The sequence below is a fragment of the Chryseobacterium sp. VD8 genome, assembly GCF_037149975.1.
GTDB lineage: Bacteria > Bacteroidota > Bacteroidia > Flavobacteriales > Weeksellaceae > Chryseobacterium > Chryseobacterium indicum.
In genome coordinates this window covers 1-12094 of sequence record NZ_JBBCQL010000136.1, presented here as the reverse complement: position 1 = coordinate 12094, position 12094 = coordinate 1, and the positions used below count along the sequence as shown (strand labels likewise).

Here is a 12094-nt window from a genome sequence, read left to right as displayed (position 1 = left end):
AGCATCTCCTCTACCTGAGCAGCTTTTGTCACACCAATAATGGGCAACGTTTTTTTTGCGATCGCCCACGCGACAGCAATTTGTGCAACTGAAGCATTTTTACGCTCTCCAATAATGCGCATTGCATTCGTCAACTCTTCCAACTGAGGAAGTATCTTATTGTAGGTATTGCCTCTTCCGCTTCCTTCAGGCAAAGGATTCTGCGTATTGTATTTTCCCGATAAAGCTCCCTGCTCCAAAACCATATAAGCAAAGAATGTGATATCGTTGCGGTTGCAGTAGTCTAAAATTCCCGCATCTTCCGAAGAACGGTACAATAAACTGTAATGATTCTGAACGGCAGAAATTTTAAAGCCTTCTTTTGCCAGAATATCATTTGCCTGCTTAATCTGCTCCAGATTATGATTGGAAACCCCTACATTCTTCACCTTTCCGCTTTTCAATAAAGGGATAAGGTGGGAAACCCATTTGGGCGCTCCTACGGGATTGTGAATCCAATAAAAATCGACATACTCTGTTCCTAAGTTTTCAAAGCTTTGATGAAGCATTTCTTCCACAGGGTTAGCCGATTCTTTTGCAAACTGAGGGGTAAACTTGGTTGATATGAACAGATCTTCACGCGGATAATCCTTTATAAATTCTCCCAGTACTTTTTCTGAAGATCCCATGCCATAAACCAATGCAGTGTCCCACAAGTTCAGTCCTGATTTCACTGCCTCATCAAAAACGGGTTTTAGCTCACCGGTGGTTAAATGGTTTCCGAAAACCTGATCGCTTCCTGCAAAACCTGCTCCCCAGGACCATGTTCCTAATGCTATTTTTGGTAAATTTTTCATCGCTGAATTTTATTTGCTTTTATTGGTAAGCTGTTTTGCAAGTTCTTCTCCCACACCTGCTGCGGAAGCCGGATTCTGTCCTGTAATAAGACGACCGTCCGCGATTACATTTTTCGTCCAGTTCGATGCTGCATGATGCAATGCTCCGTGATTAATCAAAGCGGTTTCCAGAAGAAAAGGAACGATATCCGTAGCCTGAACTTCCGCTTCTTCGTCATTGGTAAAAGCGGCTAATTTTTTACCGTCTACCAGATACGTATCGTCACTTAGCTTAACGTTCACTAATGCTGCAGGACCGTGACAAACCGCCGAAACAAGACCTCCGTTTTCATAAATTTCTTTCGTCACTCTCTGTATGCCTTCGCTGTCTGCAAAATCCCACATGGTACCGTGACCGCCTGCAAAAAATATTGCGGAATATCCGGAAGCATCTGCATCATCGATCTTAATGGTATTTTTTAACTGATGCTGAAATTCCGCATCATTCAGATAATGTTCATTTACGGGATCAGACGCATCGAGGCTGTCTTTATCAACGGGAGGTTCCCCACCTTTAACAGAAGCTAATTCATAGGGTACACCTAATCTTTCCAGTTGTTCTAAAACGTGCGTTAATTCACTTAACCAGAATCCTGTCGGAATGCCTGTAGATCCTTTTACATTATTGCTTGTAACAACGCAAAGAACGGGTTTTAATACTGTATTCATCTTTTTGTTTTGTTTGAATTTATTTTTCAGTTTGTTATATAATTCTATGAATGAAATTTGTGTTTAATCTTTCTTAGTCATTAGTGCTTCACTCACCAGGGTAGCTAATCTGTGGGCATGGTCTTTAGCCTTGGCTTTTATAATTTCTAAAGTTTCAAAGGGATAAACGCCGGGGATATATTGCATTCCCATGGAATAAACAGGCTCCTGAATTTCCATCCGGCAAAGTTTTGCAGTCTGGATAAGCGGAGGCAGAAAATCCCCAATCGGATAATTCATTGCTTTTCCATAATCATACAAATCTTCTGATGCGCCTGTAGTGAATGACAGAATCAGCTTTTTACCTTTCAGCTTATCTCCGCCTGTACCGTGTGCAAAACCGAAAGCATACACATCATCAATATACTTTTTCATCAAAGCCGGAAAAGAATACCAGTGCAGGGGAAACTGCCAGATAATGACATCCGCATTTACAAGTTTTTCCTGCTCAGATTTCACGTCAATCTGAAAATTAGGGTAAAGCTGGTCTAAACGGCTTATTCCGGCATCGGGAAAAAGTTTTAAAATATTCTCTAAAACGGCTGTATTGGCATAAGAATTTTCAGAATCGGGGTGTCCGGAGACAATCAGTACATTTTGCATTTTCATTTATTTTAATTTGATAATGCAAATGTAGAACGGCACAGTGCCTCTTACCCTTAATGTATCTTAAGAAATAAAATGTCTGGGTTTGGTAATGTCTTTGCGTATTTTACTTAAATGTTCCGGAGTAATGCCCAAATAAGCCGCAATCTGGGTTTGCGGAAGCCTGTTGGCAAACTGGGCATACGTTTTCAGGAAAGCCAGATATCTTTCCTCGCCCGTAGAACTCATGTATTGCAGAAGCCTTCTTTGGATCGTTGTTAAATGTTTCTCCAGCAGATCACGAATAATATAATTGAATATCGGCGCTTTTTCATATAACAACTTTAAGTTTTCCGGTGTAATGTACAGAACTTCGGAAGCTTCCAGAGTATCAATATTGAGGTTTGAAGCAGTACGCTGTCTAAAGCTCAAAGCATCAACAATAATCCAGTTCTCAGCAGCGAACTGAAGAATGTGAGTGGTCCCTTTTTCATCGATCATATACATCCGCATACAGCCTTTTATAATAAAACAGAACTTATTACAGATTTCTCCCTCACGCAATAAAAATTCCTTTCTTTTAAAGCTATGATAGGTAAACAACTCTTTAACAAGATCTTTTTCGGTTTCATTTAAAGCGGCAACACGTTCAAAATAATCTATAATCGGCTGATATATATTTTGGGCTTCCTTCATTTTTTTGTTTTATCAAATTTATAAAATCATTTGATTAATAAACCTGTATCCGATTAAAAGAGAAAGAATTATTGTTTTAATTTAAAGATGAATTCATAGAAAAGCAAAAAGCACAGACCCAAATCTGTGCTTTTCTATTTTAAATCCTTCTACTTTTTTGCGGCAGGCTTCTTTGTTGCCGTTGCCTTTTTGGTAGTGGTTGTTTTCTTAGCGGTTGTTGCTTTCTTTGCCGCAGGTTTCTTTTTCTCTGCAAAAGCTTTCGGATCCTGATCGGTTATCCATTTTTTAACCTCATCAAGAGAAATTTCTTTTAACTCCTCTCCTTCATATTTGGTATCGTCCGCTTTTTTCGGAATCTTGAACATTGCCTTTCCGAATTTAACAAACGGGCCCCATCTTCCGTTTTCAATGGAGATCTTTTCTTTTTCCCATTGCTGGATGTATCGGTTCGCTTCTTTTTCCAGTTTGGCATCAATTAATTCATTGATGTCGCTTTGAGAAAGGTTTTCAAAATCGTATCGCTTCGGAACGTTTACGAAAATATCTTTGTACTTTATGAAAGGTCCGAATCTTCCCGTTCCTTTCGTTACCGGTTCCCCTTTGTAAGTCGCGATCGGCGCATCGGCGATTTTCTTTTCGTTGATAATCTCTTCGGCACGTTTCTGATCTACAGATAGCGGATCTTCTCCTTTCGGAATGCTGATGAACGTTTCTCCCCATTTCACATACGGTCCGAATCTTCCGACTCCCACAGAAACCGGCTGTCCGTCCACTTCATTTAAATCGAATGGAAGCTTGAACAGTTCCAGTGCTTCTTCAAAAGTAATGGTTGCGATATTCTGCCCTGCCATTAACGAAGCGAAGATCGGTTTTTCTTCATCGTCTGTTTCCCCGATCTGGATCATTGCTCCGAATCTTCCGATTCTTGCGTGAACATTTTTCCCTGTTTTCGGATCTACTCCCAGAAGTCGGTCTCCCGTTGCCCGGTCTGCATTCTCTTCTACATCTTCAATTCTCGGATGGAATTTCGAGTAGAAATTCGTCATCATTTCTTTCCATTTCTGGTCACCGTTTGCAATTTCGTCGAAGCTCTCTTCTACTCTTGCCGTGAAACCGTAATCTAAGATTTCCTTAAAATTATCGGTTAAGAAATCACTTACAACTTCACCCGTGTCCGTTGGAACGAATTTATTTTTATCCCCTCCGAATTTTTCGTCAAGGACTTCTTTTTTAATGGTATTGTTGGTTAAAGAAATTTTTACCACTTCTCTTGTCTGCGGTTCTATTTCTCTTTTATCAACATATTCACGATTCTGGATAGTCTGAATGGTCGGTGCATACGTCGATGGACGACCGATTCCCAATTCTTCCAGTTTTTTTACCAGACCTGCTTCGGTATATCTTGCGCTCGGTCTTGTGAATTTTTCGGTTGCGGTTATTTTTTTATAATCTAAGGTTTCTCCTACGGTTACTTTCGGAAGCAATTTTTCGTTGTTTTCTTCGTCATCTTCTTCAGCTTTTACAATTCCGTAAGCTTTCAGGAAACCGTCGAAAATAATCACTTCACCCTGTGCTTCAAAATGCTGCGGAAGTTTTGCGTTCCCGATTTCAATTACCGTTTTCTCAATTTTAGCATTCGCCATCTGAGAAGCGAGTGTTCTTCTGTAGATTAACTGGTATAATCTGTTCAACTGGGCATCTCCCACTGTTTTCACAGCGAAATCTGTAGGACGGATCGCCTCGTGCGCTTCCTGTGCAGAAGCCGATTTTGTGGTATAATTTCTCGGTGCAGAATATTCCGCTCCGTATTCTGAGATAATTTGTTTTTTTGCGCCTTCAATCGCTTCCTGAGAAAGATTTACCGAGTCGGTTCTCATATAGGTAATGTATCCTTCTTCATATAATCTCTGCGCAAGACGCATCGTGTTCGTTACATTATATCCTAGTCTTGAGGAAGCTTCCTGTTGTAATGTAGAAGTGGTAAAAGGTGCAGAAGCAGAACGTGTTCCGGGTTTTGTTTCAACATTTAAAACTTTAAACTCGGTAGTTTTTGCCTGTTCTAAGAATTTTTCAGCCTCTTCTTCTTTGTCGAAATCCTTTTTAAGTTTCGCAGAAATTTCCTGCTGTGTTTTATTTAAGAAAATTCCGTCCAGTTTGAAACTTGCTTTCGGTACAAACTCACGGATTTCTTTTTCTCGCTCCACAATTAATCTTACGGCAACAGACTGTACTCTTCCCGCAGATAATCCCGGTTTTACTTTTTTCCAGAGTACAGGAGACATTTCAAAACCTACGATCCTGTCGAGAACTCTTCTTGCCTGTTGAGCGTTTACGAGATTCTGATCGATATCTCTGGGATTTTCAATAGATTTCAAAATGGCATTTTTGGTAATCTCGTGGAAAACAATTCTTTTTCTGTTTTCGGGCTTCAGTTTCAGTTCTTCCGCCAAGTGCCACGCAATAGCTTCTCCTTCACGGTCCTCATCGGAAGCCAGCCAGACCATATCGGCTTTTTTCACGGCAGCTTTCAGTTCGGTTACCAATTTCTTTTTGTCGGCGGAAACTTCGTAATCCGGACTGAAGGTCGACAGATCAATCCCCATTCCTTTTTTAGGCAAATCCCGGATGTGTCCGAAGCTTGATTTTACTTCGAAATCCTTACCTAAATACTTTTGAATAGTTTTTGCTTTTGCCGGTGACTCAACGATTACTAAATTTTTCGACATTCCAGAAATTTTTGCAAAAGTAAAGTTTTTTTATTAGATAGTTTTTTTGAATTACATTTTATTTAATAATTCAAGCGGCGCAACGAAGACTCTGTAGATAATTCCTTCGAAAGTAAAGCCTTTTCCGGACATCTCTACTCTATATAATAATGAGAAAATAATGATGAAAAGGGTGATGTAAAATTTACGGTTAATAACAATCGGTTCGAAAGCATAAATACTGCGCTCCTTCCTTAACAATAAAGCGAAAAGGACAATTATGAGCATCATGTGAATATACATCCATCTTCCCCAATCGATGGCGAGATAAAACAGGGGAAATGAAAACAAAAAGGCTGCGATTAACAATATAGATAAAACCTTTCGGTCATTTAGAAATTTTAAATAATACCCTATATGAAAAATACTTAATGCTAAACTCAGAAAATACAGTATATATTCATTGCTGTGCTGTCTGATGTAATCTCTTTCATTGATGTTCCAGTAAAAAATTCCGTAGGTGGGATGAACCCCACGCTCAGCGAGAATGTGAAGAGACATTCCTTCATTTACGTTTTTACCAAAAGCAAGAATCAGAATGGTAGGAATTCCGACAGAAAGAAAATATTTGATATATCTTTTAAATTCAAATTTTCCACTTTTAAGATGTAAAGCAATGGCAAAGTAAGGGACGTAAAATAAAACAACTTCGTGCAGAAATGTGGTGATGAAAAGTGCGATACAGAAAAAATATTCTTTATTGTTCGATAGTTTATCGTTATCTAATAAGTAGGTAAACCATGTAAATAAAAGGAAAACGATAAATTCTTTTTTTCCGACATAGGTTACCGTATTTAAAAGCCCCACAAAACCAATGGAAGACAGTAAAAGTGAAAAATAAAGCAAATCGGTGGCTTTATACCGGATGAGTTTGGTATACAGCCAGAAAAATCCTGAAATAATTAAAAACTGAACAAAATAAACAAGATAATTCAGCCGTAATCCGGTAAGATCCTGCAAAAGAAAAAAGAAACTTCCAGAAAGCCCCCTTCTTTTGAAACCGCCGTCCTGATAATTAATGAGCCAGTCTCCAAGAATATATCCGTCGTCCTTAAAATTGTAATAGTAAGTGAATACAAGCGTATAAACAGCCGTAACGGCAATTAAAAAATAGATACCAATTTTAATATTGAAATTCGATACGACTTTTTCTAGCCTCATAATGTGTTTTGAAAAATTTGGAACAAAAAAAGAGAAACAAAACAGCTTTCAGTTTGTTTTCATTATTTAAGACTCAAAAATAATGATTTTAACTTAATTACCGTTTTATTTCTCTTTGGGTTGCTATTTTATATCAATTATTCCTTAATGATTTTTACTATCTCTTTTGAATCGTTAATTCTCAGCAAATAGGTTCCGGTCATTAATGACGAAAGACTGGTTTTTCCGTTTTCAAATTTTCCGGATTTTACCAGTTGTCCGGACATATTGTAGATCTGATAATAATATCCCTCCCTGTTATCCGGAGTTTTGATGTGGAGTTCTTCTTTCACAGGATTCGGAAAGAATGAAATCTTATCTTCCCTGATCTCCTGAACATCATTTTTACTTAGAGCCGCAGAAGGCTTTGAAGTAGGTAAAGAAGTAATCTGAAGCTTAGGAATTACGCCTTCTTCATTTCCTTCCGTATCATATTTAATTTTTACGCAACGGCAGCTCATCCCGAAATACGGATCGTTGTTATCATGAAAAGCGATCATTCGGTTGGCGGTAGAAGCGGCATCAAATAAAATATTAACCGGTCTTCCGATATAATTTGAATTCAGAGCGGCGGTCCAGACTCCGGGATACTGATAATTGATGAAATTATACGTTCCTGCTGCCGTTTGGTTTGCCGTTACACTTCTGAAACCACGCGATCCGGAATTTGGATAGTTTCCTGTTTTATAAGACGAATCGTTAAATATATATCCGATGGTATAACTCGCGGAAGCACTTCTTCGAACTCTCTGTCCCAGATAATCTGTAATAATGCTGTATGAAGTGGCTGCATTTTTATCTTTTTTATACCATGGAGTGAATCCGAAATCCTGCCCCGTTGATATCATAACTCCGGTAAGATCAGGAATCCTCCATCCTTCCGGACAAGGATCAAACGGCGATTTTTTGCCTCCTCTTCCCCATCGGTCGGGAGCAAGATTGGGTTCATTGGCGAGCCAGTCGGTTCCGTTTGTGTAAACAGGAGTTGTGCTGTTATACGGTGCAAATGCACTCGGAATCATATAAACCAAAGGATTTTTCACAGAGTACGACAATACTTTGGAAACTTTATCTGAAATTTTATCCGCCGCCGAAACATTGGCATTTACTGAATTGCTGTAGGTATTGTAGGGCACAATATAATTTCCGGCTAAATCATTATAGGAAGCCGCAGAAAGTGTTGTGTAGGTTAAAGTTCCATTTGCGGTATTTCCAAGATAGACAGGATAAGACGTTCTGTCGTCTGCATACTGGAAGATCGGCAACGGATCTTTTCTTCCCCACTGATAATGAAGTCCTGTAGAAGCTTTAATTTTTGCCAGTTCTGCTGTAGTTGGCGTTAACGGATTCGCCACAACAGGAAAGGCATCGGTCGCGCCAAGATTTCTATCCATAAATTCTGTCTGAAAAACATTATCTGCCTTCGGAACATAATTCACGTAGTTTGTTACTGAGGTTACCGGTAATTCGGTTGTATAATTATATGAACCAATAGCTGTATCGGTTACCCAGATATGCCATGACCAGTATACCGGATTGGTGATGCTGCCGTTATGCAGAGTTACCACTGCATTTCCGCTCTGGTTTGGATTAATAGTGACTGTAATTTTGGAGGAAGAAATTTCTCCCAGAGAAGCCGGTGAAGGATTAACAACGGTAACATTATTTACTAAACCTGTATTGGTTGTCCACAGAACATTGGCTTTAAGATTATTAAAGTTAACTGAGTTTAAAATATCTTTGTTATTCAGAAGCTGACTTTGTACAGAAAAGGCTTTGCTAACAGGAATTTCCACGGTAAAAGCTGAAGTATTTTTTACGACCTGATACGTATTCGGATTATTCAAACCTTCACGATATTCAGTTTCGGAAACGATATATTCTGTAGGGAAATCATATTCGTTTACCACATACAGAGGATCTTTTATACATCTGCAGCCTGCAGCATCTGTTGTAGAATTTCCGGCAAGTGGAAAATACCAGTACCGACCTTTTACATCAGGATAATTAGAATCCGGAATATCCGACTGCATTTTATCAGGAATTAAAAACAGTGTTCTTGCTCCTACCGAAGGCGTGGCATCAAAATGTCTTGCCATCGTTGCGGTCCATAAGGTGGTCTGATGCTGATCCGTAAACTGCCCCTGATGCGCATTCCAAACAATTGCTCCCGTTCCGGGAAAAATTCCCATATCCAAACCTCCTGCATTTGAAAGATCATAGCCGAAATTTGGATACAGTTTAAAATTGGTTATAAAACCTGGTGTTCCGGAATCCGTAGGTTTTATTTTATGGTAATTATTGCTTTCAAAAACATTTTTGGACATATTTGTTCTTACGCCGAACGGAGAAAAATCCACCCGGATATCATCAACATAAGCAGGCGACGCTAAATTGGCTACCAATACCGAAGGAATCCGCCATCCGTTCGGGCAGGGATCGTAAGGAGATTTACTCCGGTAAGGCTGCGCAGCAGTATCTTTATTATATCCTGAAGTAACTTTCCCCAGAGAATTATCTGACCAAAGATTGAGTTCCGGTAACTGGCTGTCATTTAACCCCGGCATTCTGCCAAACCAATTAACCATCAGATTTGCATTGTTGTTATAATAAGCAATTCCTGAGTTATCATCTTTATTGACGTAAATTAAACTCAAAGGATTTTTTACCGAAAGCTTTAGATTATTGGAAACCGTTGCATTGGAAAGCAGTACAAATTTTCTTAAATTATCAAAATTAACAGCTCCTGTAAAGTTTTTGGCTCCGCGGTGTCTAATTCTCCCTATTGAGCCTGAAACTTCATAGAAATCATTCCCCCGGTAAACCAATGGCGGAATGGGATCTTTTCTTCCCCACTGATACAACAGTCCCCCGTTCCTGTTCCAGTCGTTTGCTGTGATGGAACTGCTTATCGCTCCAAGATTCCTGTCCATCCATTTCCATTCTTCATCGGGAATCGTTTCGATGGTTCCGTCTGCTTTTTGTCTTTTTACCTCGGGATAACTTTTATAGGCAGAGCCGTTGGAAGGATCATCTGTAACCCAAACGTGCCACGACCAATAGATTTCTCCATCTACCCTGAAGGCAATGACAGCATTACCCTTTTTAGATTTATTTACCGGAACTTTAATTTTAGCATATTCTCCGGAATCTATTATCTCAAGCTGATAAACAGGATCCGATTTTATTAAGCCATGAACGTCCTCCCAGAGAACATCTGCCGTTATTTTACCGGAAGGAATTCCTGTTCCGCCCAGTAATTTATCCTGTCCCCACATTGCATAAGCTTTTTTTACCGGAATGTAAATACCACTGCTGCTTTGTGTTGGGTCAAAAATATAACTGTTAGGCGCTTTTGTCCAGTCCGCAGCTAATAATTTTCCATTAATGGTAACAAGATGACCTTCTTTCTGTGAAGATTTCACTAAAGAATCTGAATATGAGGAATATATTTTTTTTGATATTGTCCAACCAGAGTTCTTTGTTTCAGGACTTTCTTTTGCATAAGCTTCATATGCAAACAGGCAACTTATAAGTGCCGCAAGATTTGTAAATGACTTTTTCATATCCTTGAATTTGTGATGTTATCAACCTAGTACAACATTTAAACCCTTATTAAAAAAATCAGTTTATTTTATAAAAGTACATTATGATAAAATAAATTTATAAAACAATCATCTACAATTTATAATTATAGATGCTAATATCTCATTTCAAACTTAGGTTATACGAAATTAAGGCATTTTTCATCAACTTTTTACATATTGGTTATAAAGTTGAATTAATTTTAATACTCTGATAATTCGGCAGATAATTAAATAAAAAAAGACAACGCAAAACAGCATTGTCTTTTTTATTTACAAAGGTCTGAAGCCATTTTATGGTAAAATATGATTCTTATAAAGATCCCATGTGAAGTTTCCGTTTACAATATTCTTAAAGCTTGAGAAAACGACAAAGTTGAACACTGTAAGAGCGATTATAAAAGCATAGATCATCTTTTTTACATTTTCCGAAACCACGTACATTGCATTGGGAATGATAATATATGCAAAACCGATGAATACTCCCGCAAGCCTTGAAGAGAAAATAGGATTATCTCTGAAAATGAAATAAAAACAAACCCCGATTACAACATAAGCACGATGGTATTCATAATAAGGAAATTTCTCTTTCATCTTTTCATCAAAAGCGAAAAGGAAAAAGGTGAGAATTGCCATCATCACTTCAGGAATACCAATCGCCCCGTTAAGCCTTTCCACCGTTTCATCTACATAACCGTTAAAACCTATGGAAACGGTACTGTCTGAAGCAATACTCGTCATAAAATCCCCAAAGACACGATACACCTCAAACGGAGACAGGAAAACAGAGGTAATAATCATAAAAAGCATTACAAATCTGTTCAGCGGTATTCTTACCAACCAGTACATCGGTATTAGGATATAACAAACCGTATGCACCCCCGCTGCAAGATAGATACAGAGAAGATAAGCAATCAGTTTTCTTTCTTTAATGTATCTTATTCCAAAATAAGCAATAAATGAAGCAAGATTTTGCCGGATCTGCCCGCTTTCCCCGATAAAAAAGCCGGGAATGAACATGAAAAGCATAAAGGTAAACGGATAAAACGTATTATCATCCGTATATTCTACTTTAAAGTAAACGGCGAGAATGGCAATAACCAAGGTAAGAATATAAAACGGCGCATCAAAGACATTCAGCAAAATTTTATTGATGAATACATACAGCCACTCCACTTCAATCGGCTGAGGCCCCTTCATTCCCAAGCCCTTCATAATGAGCGAGATGTAATCTTTGGTATCCGAATACACATAAATCCCACGATAACTACCGTAATCCGGTCCTACCTGATCGCGAAGCCCTGCAATAATCATAAGGTATATTCCCAAGAACCAAAGCCATTTTTTTTCAACCTTACCATGAAAAACTTCCTGATAGCTGAAAAACAGCATATAGAGAATGGCAATAATATAATATGGATGCAGTAAACTCATCTTTCCGGTAAACTATTTTTAAACTGATAAGAAGCCGTTACGATTCCCGTAATCAGCAAAGGCATAAACAATCTGGTCTCCCAGAAAAGCCCCACTAAAGTAATCATTAAAAGATACGGCAGCGCAAAAAACAAATATTTTTTCATCATCATCTTTCCGGTCTCATCAGAAAAACTGTAACTGAAATAGACTCCTAAGACTCCAAATAAAAGTCCTGTAAGATTATAAGGACTTGTGAAATTTTTAA

The 12094-nt window shown here is 38.5% G+C and carries 8 protein-coding genes and 1 pseudogene; all 9 read right to left on the bottom strand.

The features are described from left to right. A partial coding sequence (locus WFK35_RS14585) for an aldo/keto reductase (protein WP_336733170.1) occupies nt 1-836 on the bottom strand: 836 nt, incomplete at its 3' end. A 9-nt stretch (nt 837-845) separates the two neighbouring features. Then, nucleotides 846-1544, bottom strand: a complete 699-nt coding sequence (locus tag WFK35_RS14580) for a type 1 glutamine amidotransferase domain-containing protein (RefSeq protein WP_336733169.1) — start codon at nt 1542-1544, stop codon at nt 846-848. Nucleotides 1545-1607: 63 nt separating this feature from the next. Next, nucleotides 1608-2186, bottom strand: coding sequence for an NAD(P)H-dependent oxidoreductase (locus tag WFK35_RS14575; RefSeq protein WP_336733168.1), 579 nt, complete (start codon nt 2184-2186; stop codon nt 1608-1610). 66 nt (nt 2187-2252) lie between these two features. Next, nucleotides 2253-2864 carry a Crp/Fnr family transcriptional regulator gene (locus WFK35_RS14570; RefSeq protein ID WP_336733167.1) on the bottom strand — a complete coding sequence of 204 codons (612 nt, stop codon included), beginning with the start codon at nt 2862-2864 and terminating at the stop codon, nt 2253-2255. 149 nt (nt 2865-3013) lie between these two features. Beyond that, on the bottom strand, nt 3014-5590 hold the full coding sequence (topA, locus tag WFK35_RS14565; RefSeq protein WP_336733166.1) for a type I DNA topoisomerase: 2577 nt from the start codon (nt 5588-5590) through the stop codon (nt 3014-3016). Between the two features lie 51 nt (nt 5591-5641). Beyond that, entirely contained in the window at nt 5642-6790 is a 1149-nt protein-coding gene (locus tag WFK35_RS14560) for a hypothetical protein (protein WP_336733165.1), read from the bottom strand. A gap of 137 nt (nt 6791-6927) precedes the next feature. Further along, nucleotides 6928-10395 carry a T9SS type A sorting domain-containing protein gene (locus WFK35_RS14555; protein WP_336733164.1) on the bottom strand — a complete coding sequence of 1156 codons (3468 nt, stop codon included), beginning with the start codon at nt 10393-10395 and terminating at the stop codon, nt 6928-6930. Nucleotides 10396-10707: 312 nt separating this feature from the next. Continuing rightward, complete coding sequence (locus WFK35_RS14550; protein ID WP_336733163.1) at nt 10708-11847, bottom strand: EpsG family protein; 1140 nt, start codon at nt 11845-11847, stop codon at nt 10708-10710. Beyond that, nucleotides 11844-12094: pseudogene (locus tag WFK35_RS14545) on the bottom strand (hypothetical protein); the annotation flags it as partial. The pseudogene WFK35_RS14545 and the gene WFK35_RS14550, both read right to left, overlap by 4 nt.